General features: G+C 30.4%; 15 protein-coding genes. 11 read left to right on the top strand and 4 right to left on the bottom strand.

The window, feature by feature from the left end; translation table 11 throughout:
- The first annotated feature begins 124 nt into the window (after positions 1-124).
- On the top strand, positions 125-2,038 hold the full coding sequence (dnaK, locus tag Q0T35_RS04135) for a molecular chaperone DnaK (RefSeq protein WP_295841068.1): 1,914 nt from the start codon (positions 125-127) through the stop codon (positions 2,036-2,038).
- Between the two features lie 642 nt (positions 2,039-2,680).
- Here dnaK and Q0T35_RS04130 read toward each other — a convergent pair.
- A complete protein-coding gene (locus Q0T35_RS04130) occupies positions 2,681-3,037 on the bottom strand; it encodes a hypothetical protein (RefSeq protein WP_295841067.1) in 357 nt (118 codons plus the stop codon).
- A gap of 66 nt (positions 3,038-3,103) precedes the next feature.
- Positions 3,104-3,532, bottom strand: a complete 429-nt coding sequence (locus Q0T35_RS04125) for a hypothetical protein (protein ID WP_295810996.1) — start codon at positions 3,530-3,532, stop codon at positions 3,104-3,106.
- A 1,151-nt stretch (positions 3,533-4,683) separates the two neighbouring features.
- Between Q0T35_RS04125 and Q0T35_RS04120 the strand changes: the two genes are divergently transcribed.
- The 5 genes from Q0T35_RS04120 to Q0T35_RS04100 all read left to right on the top strand — a co-directional run bounded on the left by Q0T35_RS04120 (position 4,684) and on the right by Q0T35_RS04100 (position 8,889).
- Positions 4,684-5,289, top strand: a complete 606-nt coding sequence (locus Q0T35_RS04120) for an outer membrane beta-barrel protein (RefSeq protein WP_295841066.1) — start codon at positions 4,684-4,686, stop codon at positions 5,287-5,289.
- A 63-nt stretch (positions 5,290-5,352) separates the two neighbouring features.
- Positions 5,353-5,961, top strand: coding sequence for a hypothetical protein (locus Q0T35_RS04115; RefSeq protein ID WP_295841065.1), 609 nt, complete (start codon positions 5,353-5,355; stop codon positions 5,959-5,961).
- 108 nt (positions 5,962-6,069) lie between these two features.
- On the top strand, positions 6,070-7,719 hold the full coding sequence (gene pgi, locus Q0T35_RS04110) for a glucose-6-phosphate isomerase (protein WP_295841064.1): 1,650 nt from the start codon (positions 6,070-6,072) through the stop codon (positions 7,717-7,719).
- A 216-nt stretch (positions 7,720-7,935) separates the two neighbouring features.
- Positions 7,936-8,349 (top strand): hypothetical protein, encoded by a 414-nt coding sequence (locus Q0T35_RS04105; RefSeq protein WP_293918824.1) that lies wholly within the window; start codon positions 7,936-7,938, stop codon positions 8,347-8,349.
- 42 nt (positions 8,350-8,391) lie between these two features.
- Positions 8,392-8,889 carry a DNA starvation/stationary phase protection protein gene (locus Q0T35_RS04100; protein ID WP_293918825.1) on the top strand — a complete coding sequence of 166 codons (498 nt, stop codon included), beginning with the start codon at positions 8,392-8,394 and terminating at the stop codon, positions 8,887-8,889.
- A 52-nt stretch (positions 8,890-8,941) separates the two neighbouring features.
- On the opposite strand, the gene Q0T35_RS04095 is transcribed toward Q0T35_RS04100, so the two are convergent.
- Together Q0T35_RS04095 and Q0T35_RS04090 are read right to left on the bottom strand one after the other, a co-directional pair.
- On the bottom strand, positions 8,942-9,736 hold the full coding sequence (locus Q0T35_RS04095; RefSeq protein WP_295841062.1) for an SDR family NAD(P)-dependent oxidoreductase: 795 nt from the start codon (positions 9,734-9,736) through the stop codon (positions 8,942-8,944).
- 123 nt (positions 9,737-9,859) lie between these two features.
- Entirely contained in the window at positions 9,860-10,720 is an 861-nt protein-coding gene (locus Q0T35_RS04090) for an N-acetylglucosamine kinase (protein WP_293918827.1), read from the bottom strand.
- A 656-nt stretch (positions 10,721-11,376) separates the two neighbouring features.
- Here Q0T35_RS04090 and Q0T35_RS04085 point away from each other — a divergent pair.
- The 5 genes from Q0T35_RS04085 (at position 11,377) to Q0T35_RS04065 (ending at position 20,397) form a co-directional block, all read left to right on the top strand.
- Entirely contained in the window at positions 11,377-13,704 is a 2,328-nt protein-coding gene (locus Q0T35_RS04085) for a glycoside hydrolase family 3 N-terminal domain-containing protein (protein WP_295841061.1), read from the top strand.
- Positions 13,705-13,810: 106 nt separating this feature from the next.
- Complete coding sequence (locus tag Q0T35_RS04080; RefSeq protein ID WP_295841060.1) at positions 13,811-16,072, top strand: hypothetical protein; 2,262 nt, start codon at positions 13,811-13,813, stop codon at positions 16,070-16,072.
- A 9-nt stretch (positions 16,073-16,081) separates the two neighbouring features.
- Positions 16,082-17,032: an endonuclease/exonuclease/phosphatase family protein gene (locus tag Q0T35_RS04075; RefSeq protein ID WP_293918661.1), complete on the top strand. Its 951-nt coding sequence runs from the start codon at positions 16,082-16,084 to the stop codon at positions 17,030-17,032.
- A 20-nt stretch (positions 17,033-17,052) separates the two neighbouring features.
- On the top strand, positions 17,053-17,862 hold the full coding sequence (locus tag Q0T35_RS04070; protein WP_293918659.1) for a histidine phosphatase family protein: 810 nt from the start codon (positions 17,053-17,055) through the stop codon (positions 17,860-17,862).
- Positions 17,863-18,126: 264 nt separating this feature from the next.
- Entirely contained in the window at positions 18,127-20,397 is a 2,271-nt protein-coding gene (locus tag Q0T35_RS04065; protein WP_293918658.1) for a TonB-dependent receptor, read from the top strand.
- Positions 20,398-20,406: the final 9 nt, after the last annotated feature.

The following is a 20,406-nucleotide window of genomic DNA, read 5'->3' as shown; positions in this document are numbered from 1 at the left end:
TAAATTAATTATGACAAATCATATGATAATACTTCATGGCATAATCATTGAAACTAAATTATCAATTAATAATTTAGGTATAAATTAACTATAATTAAATTTAAAATAACGAAAAAATATAAACATGAGTAAAATTATAGGAATTGATTTAGGGACAACGAATTCTTGCGTTGCAGTAATGGAAGGTAATGATCCAACCGTTATTACAAATGCAGAAGGAAAAAGAACAACTCCTTCCGTAGTTGCTTTTATGGAAGATGGAGAAATCAAGGTTGGAGATCCTGCTAAAAGACAAGCGGTAACAAATCCACATAATACAGTGTATTCCATAAAAAGATTTATGGGTACAAGATTCTCATCAGATGCAAGCGAAATATCCAGAGTTCCTTATAAAGTTGTAAAAGGTGATTCCGATACTCCAAGAGTAGACATAAATGGTAGATTATATACTCCGCAAGAAATATCAGCGATGATACTTCAAAAAATGAAGAAAACTGCTGAAGATTTTTTAGGAGAAACAGTTGATAGAGCAGTTATTACTGTTCCAGCTTATTTTAACGATGCACAAAGACAGGCAACTAAAGAAGCCGGCGAAATAGCAGGATTAAAAGTTGAAAGAATAATTAACGAACCGACTGCTGCAGCATTAGCATATGGTTTGGATAAAGCGCATAAAGATCAAAAAGTAGCGGTATACGATTTAGGTGGGGGGACTTTTGATATCTCTATTCTTGATTTAGGAGACGGGGTATTTGAAGTATTATCAACTAATGGAGATACTCACCTAGGAGGGGATGATTTCGATGATGTAATCATTAATTGGTTAGCAGAAGAATTTAAATCAGCAGAAGGTGTTGATTTAAAAGCGGATCCTATTGCATTACAAAGATTGAAAGAAGCTGCTGAAAAGGCAAAAGTTGAATTATCTTCATCTACACAAACAGAAATCAATTTACCGTATATTACAGCTACAGCTTCCGGACCTAAACATTTAGTTAAAACTTTAACCAGAGCTAAATTTGAACAACTTGCCGCAGATTTAGTTAAAAGGTCTATGGAACCATGTAAAAAAGCATTAGAAGATGCCGGGTTAAAAACTTCTGATATAGATGAAGTATTATTAGTCGGAGGTTCTACACGTATACCTGTAATACAAGAAGAAGTGGAAAAATTCTTCGGTAAAAAACCTTCAAAAGGGGTAAATCCTGATGAGGTAGTTGCTATTGGAGCCGCTATTCAAGGTGGAGTTTTAACAGGAGATGTAAAAGATGTATTACTATTAGATGTTACTCCTCTTTCATTAGGTATAGAGACTTACGGAGGGGTGTTTACCAAATTAATCGATGCCAATACTACCATTCCAACTAAAAAGTCAGAAACTTTCTCCACTGCCGCAGACAATCAACCTGCTGTAACTATTAGAGTAGGACAAGGAGAAAGACCGATGTTTAATGATAACAAAGAAATTGGAAAATTCGATTTGGTTGATATACCACCTGCACCAAGAGGAGTTCCTCAAATTGAAGTAACTTTTGATATTGATGCAAATGGTATTTTGAGTGTTTCCGCTAAAGATAAAGGAACAGGAAAAGAACAATCCATAAAAATACAAGCATCTTCAGGATTAAGTGAAGCAGAAATCGAAAAAATGAAGAAAGAGGCTGAAGCTAATGCAGAAGCAGATAAGAAAAGAAAAGAAGAAGTTGAAAAATTAAATTCTGCTGACGCCATGATTTTCCAAACTGAAAAACAATTAAAAGAATTTGGAGATAAATTACCTGCAGAGAAAAAGCAACCGATAGAAGATGCATTGGCTGATTTGAAAAAAGCCCACGAAAGTAAAGATATTCCGGAAATAGAAACTGCTATGGAAAAAATAAATTCTGTATGGGCCTCTGCTTCTGAAGATTTATATAAATCTGGTCAAACAGCAGAAGGTGCCAATACAGGTGCTCAGGGTGGAGGAGAAGGAGCTTCCACCAGTTCTAACCAAGGAGGAGATAATGTTGAAGATGTAGACTTTGAAGAAGTTAAATAATTGACGATTATAAACAATAATCAATAATAATAAAGCCGCAGTAAATCATGTATTTACTGAGGCTTTTGCTTTCTATAAACTTTTCAATTTTGATTGTTTTTAGTTAATTTTCATCATATTTGTCCGCGTTAGTTATATAATATGCGCGTTATTCACGCTTATTATAATTATACCTTAATCGTTCTTAATTGGCGATAAAGTATACAATATGAATATATGGTAGGAGTTAGCAAACTGAAGCAATCATCTTAATCACATTCGGTTCGAATGTATTTGACAATATACAATTAACCGACAGTTTTTCAGGTATAATGTTATTAGCTAATCCTTTGGCCGCTGCAAGTTACATGCCTAATGTAATATTTTTTGCTTTAGCATCTAAAGCATCTCTAAATATGCCTGGAAATGCCAAAACATTATTAATTTGATTCGGATAATAGCTGCGTCCAGTAAAGACAATATAAACACAAGGAGCTTTAGCTCCGTGTAGAAATATTCATCGTGTTGGGTTTGCCATAGCTTAGTGATAGGATGGTAAAGAAAGATTATCCCATGACATGAATAGCAGCTTCTAACCCAATATTTTTTTTATCCTACATTTGCAGGTATTCCCATGATTGCAACTAAATTATTGTTTTCGGGTCAAAATTTTGTTATTTTTTTACAAGTTCCATCTTGTGAGAATAAATTGATATGTAATCGTATATGTGTTTCATCAATTTTTTTAAAGGTACCATATGAACGACGAAAGCAATCATTACCACATGGGGCAGTGTTTCCTGAGCTAAAAGTACCATCAGTATTAAAATTTAAAAACGTACCATAATTAAATTTAGGTATATCTGAATCCTGTTCTACAATCCTATATATGTGAAATGAATTAGATTTATGAGTTATGATTTGATCAGTACGCCAACTATCATTTTTCCAAAAATTACTTATGTCACTTTGTGCGAAACTGATAATTGGTACCAATGATAAAAAAAGGATTTTTTTCATAGTTGTTTTTATAGATAATTAAAATTTATTAATCTATAGTTTAAATAGAAAACTATTTTTTTGCTATTAATTTTTTGTTTTTATTAATTGATAACCATATTCATTGGGTTTAATTTCAAAAATTCCTAAATTTTGTCGTATTGTGTCTGTTACAGGTATACAAGTTCCCTCTTGTGAGAATAAATTGATCTGTAATTGTATATGTGTTTCATCAATTTTTTTAAAAGTACCATATGAATTAAAAAAGCAACCGTTACCGCAAGGAGCAGTGTTCCATGTTCTGAAAGTACCATCAGCATTAAAATCTAAAAACGTACCATAAATAAATTTACGTCTATCTGAATTCTGTTTTACAATCCTAAATATATAAATTGAATCAGATTTACGGGTTATGATTTGATCAATATACCAAGAATCATTTTTCCAAAAATTACTTATGTTACTTTGTGCGAAATTGATAATTGGCAGCAATAATAAAAAAAGGATTTTTTTCATAGTTGTTTTTTTCAATGTTAGTTAAAATTTGTTTATTTATTATAATTTATAAATGAATAATTTAAATAGAAAACTAAATTATTGTTTTTAAGTCAATATTTTGTTATTAATTAATTATTTTTATTAAATTATATATAGCCATATTTAGTAGGTTCAATTTCAAAAATACCCAAATATTGTGATGTTCGTGTCTGTTATTTGTTCACAATCTACACTTTGTGAGTATGAATTGATTTGTTAACGTTATATGTGTTTCATCAATTTTTTTTTTAAGGCATCATATGATAAGGAAAGCATTCCTTATCATATGATGCAGAGTACGATTAGTTGTAAGTATCATGTGTATTAATCTTTTAAGAAATACCATCATTGTATTGAGATTTACCTAAACCTCTTCTACAATCCTAGTTTATAAAGTGAATCAGCTTTATGGCTCTTATGATTTGATTAATATACTAAGTATTATTTTTCCAAAAATTACTTATGTCACTTTGTGCGAAATTAGTAATTGGAAGCAGTAATAAAAAGAAAGTTTAGCTCAATAACTATATCTATTATTAGATAAAGAACGTGATAAATATTTTTACTAATATTTAAAACTGTTAAATGATCATTTTTCTCAATTAACAATAATATCTTTAAAGTCATATTTTATAATAAAAATAATACTTTCTAAATAAAATGAACATTTGCTTCAAGCTATATTTGATAAAATAGTTAAAATTCAATTTCGTATATAAAATTATATATAATAATTTAAATATTTGTTAAAATATTAAATTGTTTCTTAATTTAAAAAAAAATATTAAATTATAGAGTAAAATTAAAGTAGATTATAATTTATTAAATTTATGTTAAAAAAAATAATTTAATAGTTAAATAACTAAATAAATTAGGATTTATTTATATTTGCATTCAAAAATTTAGATATCGTAAAAAATTATAGTAAAAAAATCATTAATATTTCATTCTAAAATGTATATGAATGTAATATAAATTAACTTAAAAATAATAGATTTTTTAACAAAATATTAACTTTGGCACGGTATTTAATATAGTTTTAACACGAAATTAGAGAAATTTAACTTCTTCTAAATGAGGAGATATAAATTAAATAAATTTTGAATTAAATTATTTTAAAAAAGAAAATTATGAAAAAGTTAGTGTTGTTTGCAGCAGTAGTTTTTGGTTTAACAACTATGAACGCACAAAAGAACAGTATTTTATTAGGAGGTAATGTAGGTTACAATCATACCGAAAACAAAATAGGAGGAAGTGCTGGACAAAAAGAAAAATTGGATTCTTATGAGTGGGCTCCTTATTTAGGATATCAGTTTACTGATAATTTAACAATCGGTGCGAAAGTATCTTTTAAAAAAGCTGATATTGGAAAAGACCCACTAGGTTTTCAAGGAGGTGATGAAAAAACTAACAGAATTGGTGGTTTCTTACGTTATTCTCTACCATTGAGTGAGACTTTCTCAATATCCGGAGATTTAGGAGCAGGATGGCAAGAAACTAAAAATAGAATAAATACTGGCAGTGAAATAATTAAAATTAAAGGAGATGGATTTTACATCGGTTTCGAACCTTCTTTATTCATTAATTTCAAAAATAATTTTGGGTTAAACTTTAGTATTGGTGGGGTTGAATACAATCACATGAAAGAAAAAGTATCAAAAAACAAATCTAACGGGGTTGATATAACTTTTGGAAATGCATTTAATATTGGTATTTCTAAAAACTTTTCACTATAATTTAATGAAATTATAGAATGAAATTTTTAAATGAAAGTTTATCTAATTAATAAAAAAAAAGGCATGAAAAAAATTATAATAGCATCCCTTGCTCTTTTTAGCGTCTTTTCTGTTCAGGCTCAAAAAAATTCTATTCTATTGGGTACAGACTTTAGCTATAAAAGAAAGAATAGTTACGACGATATAAAGACTAATGAAGTTACATTTACACCTGTTATTGCTTATGAAGTAGCCGATAATTGGTTTGTAGGAGCTAAGACATCTTTAACATGGGATAAAAATACTAGTGGAGATTATCAAATTAAAAGTTATGAATCTAAGATAGGAGGATTTGTTCGATATTATAAACCGTTTAGCGAAACCTTTGGTATTTATGCGGATTTAGGTGCAGGATATCAACAATATCGCTCAGATGCTAAAGATACTCAAGCAAATATAGTATATGATGACGAGAGAGTAAGAAGAAGCGGTTATTATATAGATTTTGTACCCGCTCTGTTTATTAACTTTAAAAATAATTTTGGATTGAATGTTTCTATTGGTGGAATTGAATGGAACGATACAAAAGAAAATACGGAATTTAAATATAACGAATCCAGTAAAACGAAAAATTTTGATATAACGTTTGGTAAAGCTATTCAAGTAGGTGTAACTAAAAAATTTAGCTTTTAAATATTAAATCAATAAAAGAATAAGTAAACCTCTGATTTATTTCAGAGGTTTTTTTATTGATAGCAAGAGATAAATAAGTAAATTTGTTACTAAATAAATAAATCTCATATGGCATTATCTAAGATTAATCCAACAGAAACCCGATCATGGCAACTATTGAAGGATCATTATGAACAAATAAAAAGTAAACACCTTCGTCAATGGTTTAAAGAAGATGCTCAAAGATTTGAAAAATTTTCAATACAATTTAACGACATCATATTTGACTATTCAAAAAATAGAATAGACGAAAGAACGATTGAATTATTACTTGAGCTGGCTGAAGAAACAAAAGTCAAGGAAGCCATTGAAAAGCAGTTCACGGGAGATAAAATTAATGAAACCGAAAACAGAGCCGTATTACATACAGCGTTGAGAAATCGTAAAAATACTCCGGTATTGGTGAATGGTGAAGATGTAATGCCAAAAATTAATAAAGTGTTGGCACAAATGCAGAACTTTTCGGATTCTGTAATTTCCGGTCAATGGAAAGGATATACTGGAAAAGAAATTACAGATGTCGTAAATATAGGAATTGGTGGTTCGGATTTAGGCCCTTTAATGGTAGTTGAAGGTTTGAAACATTATAAAACAAGATTAAACCTACATTTTGTATCTAATATTGATGGGACCCACATTGTAGAAACTTTAAAGCCATTAAATCCTGAAACCACTCTATTTATTGTTGCTTCAAAGACATTTACTACCCAAGAAACCATGACTAATGCCCAGACGGCAAAAGATTGGTTTTTAAAATCTGCAAAATCAGAATCTGAAGTTGCTAAACATTTTGTTGCTTTATCTACCAATCAAAAATCAGTGACCCAATTCGGTATAGATAAAGATAATATGTTTGAGTTTTGGGATTGGGTAGGAGGAAGATATTCAATATGGTCGGCAATTGGACTCAGTATTTGCTTGGCAATAGGCTATGATAAGTTTACTGAATTATTAGAAGGAGCCAATGAAGTAGATATACATTTTAGAAATGCTGAATTAAAACAAAATATACCTGTAATTTTAGCTTTATTAGGGATTTGGTACAATAACTTTTTTGGAGCGGAAGATGTAGCATTATTACCCTATGAACAATATTTACATCGTTTTGCAGCCTATTTCCAGCAAGGAGATATGGAATCGAACGGGAAATATATCGATAGAAGTGGAAAAAAAGTGGATTATCAAACAGGATCTATAATTTTTGGAGAGCCGGGAACTAATGGTCAACATGCCTTTTATCAATTAATACATCAAGGAACTAAGCTTATTCCTTGTGATTTTTTTGCTGGAGCTAAGTCTTTAAATAAAGTTTCAGATCACCATGAAAAACTTCTTTCCAACTTTTTCGCTCAAACTGAAGCGCTTGCTTTTGGTAAAACAGAAGAGGAGGTAGTTAAAGAATTAAAAGATCAAGGTAAAAACGAAGAAGAAATTAATGCGCTAAAACCTTACAAAATATTTGAAGGCAATCGTCCCACAAACTCTTTTCTATATAAAATTTTAACCCCTAAGTTATTAGGAGAGTTAATTGCTATTTACGAACAAAAGATATTTGTCCAAGGAGTCATATGGAATATATTCAGTTTTGATCAGTGGGGAGTTGAATTAGGAAAACAATTGGCAAACAAAGTCCTTCCTGAATTATCTGGAAACGAAAAAATAACTTCACATGATTCTTCCACTAATGGACTAATCAATGCATATAAAAAAATGAGATAATCATTTTTCTAACTAAGAGCTAAAAAAAAGTCTTCTATTATGAAGATTTTTTTTGTTTAAAAAAATAAGGATTCACATTTAGTGTATTGGTATAATCAATTTTTGTAATGTAATCATTATTTTTTAAAAAGATGCTTAATTGCTTTAGGTCTGATATTTGTATTTTATAAACATATTATAAATCAAATATTTAATAACAAGCTAAAAATTAAAATTATGATCAAAGAGCAAAACGAAGTGAAAAGTACTTACAGTGAATCTTCAAAAAACAAAAAATTAGGTAAATTTTTTGGTGAAATTTTTTCATACAACAGCAGTTTAAAATTATATCATTGGCAGGTAACCGGTAAAGGAAGCTATGCAGCACATATTGCTTTAGACCAGGCAATCGATTCTGTTTTGGCTGTCATAGACCGATTAGTGGAAACCACCTATGCGCAGTTTGGAGATATCGATATTACTATTAAAGAAACTCCTACTCCAAAAGATATTATAAAAACTTGCGAAAATTTTTATATGCTTCTTCAAGACGGAAGAGAATTATTTGTAGATGATTACGCCTTATCAATATTTGATGATTATCAAGAAGCAATACAACAATTATTATTTAGATTAAAAAGGTTACAATAACTAATAGTCTAAAAATTTAACTTAAAAAAACCGAAAAAATCTATGGCAGTAAAACATAAATATATTGAAGCTAACATTGGAATTAGTGAAGATAATAGGCAAGCTATTTCTGATGGATTAAACAGATTGTTGGCAAACGAATATTTTCTTTATACTAAAACCAGGAAATTTCATTGGAATGTTGAAGGACCTCACTTTAGATCAATACATTTGCTATTAGAAAGTCAGTATAAAGAAATTGCGGAAATTATTGATGAAGTGGCTGAAAGAGTGAGAAAATTAGGACATTATGCTTTAGGATCTTATAAACAGTTTAGTGCAGTGGTAGACTTATTAGAACATGATGGTGAAGAAGTGGCTGATGAGAAAACGATTTTGATTGAATTGTGTCAAGATCAAGAAACTATCATTCGCTTAATTCGTTCTGAATTCATTCCTACAGCAGATAAAAACAAAGATGATGGAACGAGCGATTTCTTAACCGGTATTATGGAACAACATGAAACTATGGCATGGATGTTACGTGCTTCAGCAAAATAAAAGCATATTTTTAATACAAAAACCTCTTTTTAAAGAGGTTTTTGTATGCTTTTTATATACCTGAGTATTTCGCTATGATTTTTTCAAACCATTTTTGTGGAAACATAGCTTTAACTATCAATGATAATTTTTGGACGAAAGTACCAAAATAATAATGGGGTTTTAAACTCGATTTTTGTAAAAATAATTTTTCAATAAAAGGAGCAACGCAAGAAGGGGGAAAACCATTATTAACATCATTATTCATATGATCATAAACTTTTTCAAAGCTTTTCATATAATTTTCAGAAATTACACTTTTAATTCTATGATCGGCTATTGAAGTACGAATATCTCCTAAATTTACGGTACATACCTCTATACCTGTATTATTTAATTCATAACGTAAAGATTCAGTAACCATATCCAGAGAAGATTTAGAAGCGGAATAAAAACCTCGGAATGGTAGTCCTATTACACTTCCTATAGAAGAGATATTTATAATTTTCCCACTTTTTTCTTTACGCATGATAGGTATAACCCTATTCATTAAGTAAATAGGAGCTATTAAATTTAAGTTAAATAAATCTATAATTTCATCTTTATTAGCGTTTTCGACAGGACCAACCATACCTTTTCCTGCATTATTAATTAACAAATCAATTTTTCCGGTTTTAGCAAGTATAGTTGAAATAGACTTATCTACTTCTTTTTCATTAGTAATATCAGTTGAAATTGTTTTAAATTTTGCATTTTTAGATATAGATCGACTTAAGCCAAAAACATTATAGTCTTTTTCCTGAAAATAATTTGCCAATTCTAATCCAATCCCCGATGAGGTTCCTGTAATAATTACTGTCTTAGCCATTTGGTAGTTTAATACTTAACAAAAATATAACTAATTTCAAAAATTCCAATCAAATTACAACTAAAAAGGGAATAGATATTTTTTCCATTCCCTTTTTAGCTAATTATATATAATCTTTAAATTTTAGGTAAGTCTATGCTTACAAATGTAATCAATAAGACCGTCTATTGGTCTTCTTAAAGCAACACCTAATCTTAATCCATTTTCAGATAATTTTTTTTCTAATTCATCTTTCAAATAAAATCCTATAGAGCCATTAAAGTTGATAGGAACTTCGGTACAATTATCATATTGTTTAATATAATAATCAATAAAAGTTTGTATCTGTCTATTGATGATTTGCTGAATAAATTCGTGATCTTTATTTTGAATAATAAATTTGGCAAAAGTAGCTAGATATGCGTTCGGATTAGGTTTTTTATATAAATTTATTTTAATAAAATCTATATCCATATTATATTCTTGCGATAGCTTAACAGATAGCTCACTGGGAAGGGTTCTAAAATTATAGGCTCGAATCAAATCAGCACCCAATTTATTTCCGCTACAATCATCCATTAAAAAATAGCCTAAAGACAAAACTTTTTGATGTAAAAGCTCTCCGTCAAAATAACTACAATTAGATCCGGTACCTAATATACAAACGATCGCTTGCGTTCCTGGAGAAGTTGTTGCATAAACAGCACCATATGTATCTTCCTCTACTACAATTTCTTCAGTATGGGGAAAAAATTCAGTTAAAGCATTTCTTACAATTTCTTTCATTTTATCGGATCCACAACCGGCTCCATAAAAAAATATTTTCTTTACTGAATCTTTATTTTGGTAAATGTCAAAACGTTCATTTAATCGTTTGATCATTTCGTCTTTATCTATGGCTTCGGGGCTCAAACCTTTTGTTTGTGTTGAAAATAATCGATTTCCATTATTGTCAATGGCAATCCAATCGGCTTTAGTAGCACCTGAATCTGCTAAAAGAATCATATTTTTTGTATTTAATTTTAGTTATGTTTTCAAAAGTACAAAATAAAAATATTTGAAATTAAATTAAATGCTTAATATACTTTATTAATTTATATTATCATTAAAGTTATATATTGAAAATTTATGATGAATATAAAAATGTACCGTTATTTCTAACAAAATTTTATTTCCAAATGCTTTTATTAAATAAAATTAATAAAAGTTATCATTGCAATTGCAAATATTTCTCAATAGTTGATTTATATCATATATTTTCATTCAAATTAAAATAAAAATCAAGGTATAATTTTAAGTAAAATACAATTGAATAATCTACAGTTTAAGCTATGTTTTTTAAAAGAAAATAATTAATAAAAAGTTAAAAAAATTAACATTTTTTTTCTTCGACATTTAATTTGCTAGAATATATAAAGTTAAAATTCTTAATTATAGCTTAAATTCAGATAAAATATTGAGATTTAAAATATGATATTAATCAATTATAAATTTCTTAATTATATGATAATGATATATTTAAATGTACATGAAATGAATTTGATTTTGCGTTACTTTCTTAATTTATATTATAATAAGATATTTAAATTATATTTGTATTATTACGATAAACATACTCTTTTATCTTAAAAATTAAATAAAATATAACAAAAAACATAACTATGAGAAGAAAGATTTTAACAACATTAACAATCTTGTCTCTTTTTCTTTCAAAAGCTCAACAAAAAGATTTTATTTTGGTGGATAATAAGAATGGGGTAAAGTTAGGTTATTCACCTACTTCAGGTATAAAAATTTTAACTGTAGACGGATTAAAATTTAAAGACCTTAATAAAAACGGAAAACTAGATAAGTATGAAGATTGGAGATTATCTGTTGAAGAAAGAGCAAAAGATTTAGTTCAAAAAATGACCTTAGAACAAATAGCTGGATTAATGCTATATAGTAATCATCAAGCGATACCTTCAAATGACAGTGGATTTGCTTCTGGTACTTATAATGGTAAATCCTTTTCAGCAAGTGGAGTTCAACCTTGGGAATTATCAGATGAGCAACGAAAATTTTTAGAAAAAGATAACTTAAGGCATATATTGATTACCTCAGTTAAAAGTCCGGAAATAGCAGCGAGATGGAATAACCAAATGCAAGCATTTTTAGAGGGGCAAGGATTAGGCATTCCCGGAAATACAAGTTCTGATCCCAGACATTCTGATCAAGTTACAGGTAATATTAAATCAGAATTCAATGCCGGAGCAGGAGGTGCTATTTCCCTTTGGCCCGATGGATTAGGTCTAGCAGCTACATTTGATCCCTCTATAGTAAAAAACTTCGGAAGTATAGCCGCTCAGGAATATAGGGCTTTAGGAATAACAACAGCTCTATCTCCACAAATAGATTTAGGTACTGAGCCAAGATGGTATAGAATTTATATGACTTTTGGAGAAAGCCCTGAATTGACTACAGATATGGCAAGAGCCTATATAGATGGTTTCCAAACATCAACCGGAAATGATGAAATTTCAGATGGATGGGGGTATAAAAGCGTTAATACTATGGTTAAGCATTGGCCGGGCGGAGGCCCTGAAGAAGGAGGCAGAGATGCACATTGGGCATTTGGGAAATATGCAGTATATCCCGGTAATAATTTTGAAACTCATATGAGTCCTTTTGTCAATGGCGCTTTCAAACTTGATGGAAAAACGTCTAAAGCTTCAGCCGTTATGCCCTACTATACTATTTCGTATAATCAATCCAAAGATGGAAGCAATTATGCGAATGGTTTTAATAAATACATTATTACCGATCTACTTAGAAAAAAATATGGTTATGATGGGGTATTATGTACCGATTGGTTAATAACAGCAAATGAAGGCAAAACTCCCGATGAATTCAAAGGAAAACCTTGGGGTGTAGAAGATAAAACAATAGCTGAAAGACATTATATAGCTTTAATGGCTGGAATGGATCAGTTCGGAGGAAATAATGTAATGCAACCTATTTTAGATGCTTATAAAATGGGAGTAAAAGATTACGGAAAAGGATATATGCGAAAACGCTTTGAACAATCCGGATTAAGGCTACTGAAAAATATATTTAGATTAGGATTGTTTGAAAACCCTTACCTAAATGTTGAAGAAAGTGTTAAAACCGTTGGAAATCCTCAATTTATGCAAGCCGGATATGATGCTCAAGTCAAATCAGTAGTTTTATTGAAAAATAAAAATCAAATACTACCGATTAAAGATAAAAAAACAGTATTTATTCCAAAAAATTACCAGCCTTCAATCAAAGATTGGTGGGGAAACTGGTCAGAGCCCAGTTTAGATTATTCAGTTAATATTGAATTAGTAAAAAAATATTTTAATGTAACGGAAGATCCTAAAAAAGCTGATTTTTCTATAGTTTTCGTATCAAGTCCACAGATGAATAATGATGGAGGAGGGTATGATAGTAACGATAGAGAAAAGGGAAGTAATGGATATGTTCCTATATCCTTACAATATAGCAGTTATACGGCAACAGATGCTCGTGATCATAGTATAGCAGCAGGAGATCCTGTAATTGATCCGACCATTACGGATAGAAGTTATAAAGGTAAGACCGTTACCGTTTCAAATACAATGGATTTATCTACCATTTTAACCACTAAAAGTCAAATGGGCAGTAAGCCGGTTATCGTTGTAGTAAATTTAAGCAGGCCTATGGTGTTTCATGAATTTGAAAACAGAGTAGAAGGAATAATAGCGAGATTTGGTATAGGTGAGCAAGCAATTTTAGACATTATTTCCGGAAAATATGAACCTTCCGGATTATTACCACTACAAATGCCGGCAAATATGTCTACTGTAGAAAAGCAAAAAGAAGATGTTCCATTTGATATGGAATGTCATCAAGATAGCGAAGGGAACGTTTATAATTTTGGATACGGACTGAATTGGAAAGGAGTAATAAAAGATGCAAGAACGTCAAAATATGGTATAAAAAAATAGGGGAATATAAATATAAAATGAGTTGTTACTATATTATTACAATATAGTTATACGGATAAAAAATTATAAAATTAAATCAAACTAAAAACATATAAAGATAAGTAGTATGAGAAGAGCAGTGAAGTCTCTTAGTGCTTTTATAATAATTTCTACTATGAATTTAATTCAGGCACAGGAGAATAAGTCTGATAGTCTAAAGGCTAAAACGGATATAAAGAAAGACCAAAATAGCACTGTGATGTTAAACGCATCCGCTGATAATGGACCTAGAAATGTAAATATAGGACTACCAGCAAGTGTCGGAGGAACCACTATTTTAGAAAATGGTTTACCGGTTGTAATGGATTATATAGTACAAATGCCTGTAAGAGCATGGAGATCTGATTCAAGTTTTGAGCGAATGGAAGTTCAAGATCTAGCAAAAACAGCCTTAAGTGTAGGAGATATTGGGGTATCAGTAAACACTTATACTAATAAAGGTACGGATAAACTTCAAGGTAAAGGTGAATTTATTACTAATTCATATGGATTACTAAGGGGAAGTTTTAATGTAAGCGGTCCTATGAAAAATGGTTTCTATTATTCTGTAAGTGCTTATGCAAATATGGATCCCGGTACATTTAATTCAGCTTTCTCTCAATTTTTAGATAAGACCCAAATATATAAAGCGGTAGTCAATAAAAAATATAACGAAGGTAAAGGTGAGATAGGGGTACAGTATAAATTTGTTAGCGTACAAGCTATTTCGACTAAACAAAACCCTTATTATTATCGTTCAAATGGAAAAGTAGACGCTGTAGAAGGCTTTAAATTAGGAAGAAAATCATATTTGGAAAAATCAGGATTAGTACATTATATAAACCCTTTAAATGGAGAGTTTACCACAAGAGATATTATGAAAGGAAGTGGAGGAGAGAATCATGTTTTTGACATTTTTGGTAAAAATAAATTTAATAATGGGATGAAGCTTGATTATATTTTACGATATCAATATTCTGAATCCGGATATTTTAACCCTTACTATTCCTCTATAAGTAATCCAGTTGAGGGCAAAACACGTTTTCGTTATGTAGGTTCTGATAACATATATAATGGAAAAGTGCAGTCGGTTTTAATGCTTTTTACTCCAAGAACTCCATTTAATACTTATATGAGCCGGATAGAATTAAGTAAAAATACTACAAAACATAATTGGAATATCGGATTTAATGAATGGTATTATCACATAAATAATTATAATACTGCTTCGTACTCCTTTTATCATGAAGTAGTGCCTAATCCTTCACTTCTAATTCAGGAAAATTTCGATCCCACAACAGGTACTTGGCAACCGCGAAAAGGATCTGACGAATTTGGAGGCTATAATCATAATGGAGCTATGCAATATTATACAGGAGGCGAAAACAAAATGGCTATTTATGGAACAGAAAAATGGACACCCTCAGATAAATTTCAATTAGAAGGAGGTGTGCGATTAGAATGGCAAAATATAAACGGGAAATGGTACAAAGGAGAAGATAGAAAATTGGCAGGAACTAATTGGGTATCAGGAGATAAAACTAAAGTTAAAAAGGATTGGATAAATAAAACGTTTACTGCTAAGGCTTTATGGAAAATTATGCCCTCTTTTGGACTTCAAGGAGAAGGAACTTATGCGGAATTAGGAGGAAAACTAAGTAGTTATGCTGGAGCTGACGATCCGGGAATAAAAAAGTCTAAAATACCTGGAGCTTCCTTTGGAGTATATTATAACCATTCCTTAGTAAGAATTGTATCAAAAGTTACCTATATACAAAGGAGTAATTTTACTAATAATTCAACTTTCACAAATCCTAAAGATCCTACGGATTATATGAAAAAAACTATCAGTTATGATGTAAAAACCATTGGATGGACTACCGATGCTCTCTTTACACCATTTAAAAATTTTCAATTTCATATGTTGTTAACCCTTCAAAATCCTGAATATAAAAATTACAAATTTGAAGCTTATGATATTAAATATGACTATGATGGGAACATAGCTAGAAGTGTTTCGAAAACTATTATAGAATTAGATCCAAGCTATAATTGGAAAAAATTCAAGTTTTGGGGAAGTGCACGTTATTTTAGTAAAGAATATGCAAACTATACCAATTCCTTATATTTTGCAGGAAGATGGGAAACTTTTGCTGGAATAGACTATAAATATAACAGTAATTTAAGCTTTGGAGTAAGTGCCGTTAATCTATTGAACCAAAGTGGAGCACAAGGCTCAATATCTGGAACCAATACGGCTATGGATCCTACCCCTTATTACGATAGAGCGGTAGCAGGAACTTATATTCGTCCATTTACCATAGAGTTCAAAACTAAATTTAAATTTTAAATAAAAAAAATGAAACGCAGTTGGATTTATCATAAATGTACTACAGCGATATACTTTTTAATTCTGTTAGTTCAATGTGGAACTATATGGGCGCAAGATAAGATTACGAAGAAGCCTATGAAGTTGATTAGTTATAATGTATATTGGGGAATGAAGCAGGATTCCACTACAGATAAATCCAAATTTGCCGAGTGGATTCGAAAACAAGATCCGGATATTCTTGCATTACAAGAAATGAACGGATTTACAGCCGGAATATATGAGTTTGCACCGAAAGGAGCGAATCCCAACAATCTTAGAAAATTAGCAGAAAGTTATGGTCATCCTTATGTTGTTATTGTTAGAGAACCATCTACTGACGGATCTGTAACTTTTCCGGTAGCTATTACTTCTAAATATCCGATCATAAATGTAAATCGAGTATTAGATAATAATATTCACGGATTTATTGAGGCAGAAATTGAAGGACTTCATTTCATTGTAACGCATTTTCATCCGTTCTCATCACAAAAAAGAAGTTATGAAATAGATCAAATTTTAGCAACTATAAAATCAAAACCGACTAATCAAAAATGGATGTTTATGGGAGACCTGAATTCAGTTTCTCCTCTCGATAAAAGTGCATATAAAGATAACAAACTTCGTAACTTCATACGAGAAGACAGAAAAAAGAGACCTCATAATCAAAATTTAGGTAAAGATGATGAACTTGATTATACAATACAACAAAAGATTCTCGATTTCGGCTTTATAGATGCACTCCGTTATTTTCATCCTGAATTTGATGCAACTGCACCAACTAAATTGTTTTATGATCAATCAAAATCTCCGGTTCGATACGATTATCTATACGTAAGTGGAAATATGAAAAAGGATATAACAAAATGTGAAATCATTAAAGATAGTTTTACAGATATCTATTCAGATCATTATCCGGTTGTTTTGTATTTTAATAAATAAAAAAAATAAAATGTAAATAAATGAAAAATTATGTACAATTAAAATTAATAGCTTTCATATTATTGACGCTATTTATCAACCCACAAATTTATGGGCAAAAGAAAAATACAACGAAAAAAGATAACACAGTAACGATTTATTTTACCAGGCATGGAAAAACAATACTTAATACTATGGACAGAGTACAAGGGTGGGCTGATACTCCACTAACGCCAGAAGGAGTTGAAGTGGCTGAATTCTTAGGGAAAGGTATTAAAGATGTAAATTTTAAAGCAGCCTATTCCAGTGATTTAGGACGAGCTAGGCAAACGGCTCGCATCGTTTTAGACAACAAAGGACAATCAAACTTACAAATAATCGAAGTACCTCAGCTAAGAGAAACCAATTTCGGTAGCTATGAAGGAGACCTTAATTCAAAAATGTGGGGTGATGCAGCTCTATACTTACATTATAAATCATCCAAAGAATTATTTGCCGATATGGCTAAAAATCCGGATGTTCTAAAAAAAGCAATGGAAACTTTTAAAACGTTAGAAACATTAGGTATTGGAGAAAATTATGATGATGTTAAAGCAAGAGGTCAAAAAGCTATTCGTGAAATAGCTGAAAAAGAGGCCACATCCGGAGGAGGAAACATATTATTAGTAGCCCACGGAATGGCTATCAGCGTTTTCCTTTCTGATTTAGATAGTAGCGGCAAAAAAATAGCCGGAACTCACATGGGTAATGCGGCTGTATCAAAAGTAGTTTATAAGGATGGAAAGTTTACGGTTGAATCCTTTGGTGATATGGGATATGTAGAAAAAGGAAAAAAATTATCAAATAAATGATAATAGCCGTAACGTTTACTATTAAATAAAATTTACTGCATTTTTAAAATTGAAGGATATGCTTTACATGAATGTATAATAGTATTCAATGCTTTGCTTTATTTAACTATAATACTGGTTTTTCGTTAAAACCTTTTATTAAATCGACTTTATATAATTTTTAGTGTTTGATACTGTTATAATTCATCAATTTCATTGAACGTAAAATTCTGTAAACATCAAAAAATACAGAAAACTAAACCACAGAAAAAAAATTATAAAAAGATGAGAAATAAAAAAATTATATATTCATTCTCAGTACTATTTTTATTGATAAGTACAAATGAAATATATAGTCAGAATCAAACAAAAAAAGACACTATTAAAGTCGATTTAGATCAAAAAAAAGATCGAAATGTAATGTTAAATGCTGCAAATAGTACCGGACCGAGAGATGTTAATATAGGTTTACCGGCCTCAGTTGGCGGAACAACCATTTTAGAAAACGGACTTCCTGTAGTATATCATTATTGGCCAGAACTTCCAACAAAAGCTTGGAGATCAGACGTAATGATTAATCGTTCGGGATTATTTGATTTGGGGCAAACTTTTATTAACATCGGCGACGTAGGTTTTTCATTAAATACCTATGATAATTTAGGCACCGATAAGCTTCAAGGAAAGGTAAATTTAGAATCCAATCATTTTGGCTTAATGAGAGGAAGTACCAATGTAAGTGGTCCTATAAACAATAAAGGTCTGAAATATTCAGCAGGCGCTTATTTAAGTTTCGATCCAGGTACCTTCAAACCTTCGGAAATTGATAGATATTATGCAGATAAAACACAATTATATAAAATAGCATTAACCCAAGACTATAAATATACAGGAGGAGAAGGTTCAGTATCTGTATTATATAAATATGTTAATGTGAAAAATCTAACCTACAATTATAGCCCGTTTATTTATGGAAAAGATGGAGATGTTAGTGAAATTTCGGGTTTTAAAATAGGAAGAAAATCTTATCATGAAAGATCGGGGAAAATAACTCTAATGGATGCCTTTACTGGGAATCTAGTTGAAAAAGACATATTAGATGATTATGGTACGGAATCTCATACTGTTGATTTATTAGGGAATAATAAATTTAATAATGGATTTCATCTTAATTATATGGTACGTTACCATTCATCAAAAGTTGGAATTTATATACCGATAATGGCTGGAGTTTCTACTGCTTTACCCGGTGAATATGTATATGCAGATACAGGGGAGGCCTATTTAGGCAACAATGCGCAAGGAGTATTAGTATTAGCCACTAAAAGAACTCCGGTTAAATCTATAACAGGAACGGTTGAGTTGGGGAAAAAAATCGGTAACCATGATTTAAAGGTAGGTATTAATGAATGGCATTATAAAGTTGATAAATATACAACAGAAACAGCCATGTATTTTCAGGAAGTGGCTCCCAACCCAAGAAAATTAAAGCAGCTGGGAGGAAGTTCTAATGCCAGTACTAATGGAGAATTTAACTTAAATGGTGGGTTGGAGTATCACAATGGAAATGAGAATAAATTTGCTTTATACATTTTAGATAAATGGAATATAATAGATAAATTAGAATTAAACTTAGGGGGACGTATAGAATATCAGGCTTTACGAGGAGATTATCTGGATAGAGAAAAAAAACCGGGATTACAGATCATAGATGAAAATTATAAGGAAAATATAAACAAAGATTGGGTAAATCAATCATATATGCTTAGTACAGTATATAAAATGACCAAAAGATTTGGATTCTTAGGAGAAGTAAATTATAATGAGCAAGCAGGACATTTAGAATATTATAATATAGGTGTTAATCCCAATATAAAAAAGTCTAAAATACCTGCTGCCGGTTTAGGAGTATATTTTAATCATCCTCTAGCTAGTATCGTTTCAAAAGCAACTTATATAACTAGAGATGAATATCGTTCAACCGTTAACTTTTCCAATCCTAATAATCCGGGAGAAGTTAGAAGAAAAACAACTAATTATGACATAGAAACTATTGGTTGGACAACCGATATAGTTTCTTCACCTATTAAAAATTTTCAATTACATTTTTTAATTACGTTACAAAGTCCGAAATATAAAAATTTTGTTGGAGAAGTTGATTTTGCTGATGGTTCCATTTCTAAATATGACTTTACTGACAAATATGTAACCGGCATTTCAAAAGTATTATTAGAAATCGATCCTAGTTATGTTTGGAAAGATTTAAGAATATGGGCAAGTGCAAGGTATTTCAGTAAACAGTATGCAAATAGGCCGAACACAGTATATTTTGCTAGTCGTTGGGAAACTTTTGCTGGCTTGGAATATAAGATAAATAAAAATTTAAGTTTTTCTTCAACAGTAATAAACTTGTTTAATCAAAGAGGAGCTAAAGGGGATATGGGTGATGCAGATTTAATTTTAACTTCTGAAGAAGCAAAAAAGAAGGAAGGAACTATTTTATCAGGAACTTATATAAGACCTTTTACGGTTGAATTTAGTCTCAAATATTCTTTTTAATAATAAATA

Origin of the sequence: uncultured Apibacter sp. (assembly GCF_946479295.1) — a bacterium.
GTDB lineage: Bacteria > Bacteroidota > Bacteroidia > Flavobacteriales > Weeksellaceae > Apibacter.
This window is presented reverse-complemented; position numbering and strand designations above follow the sequence as displayed.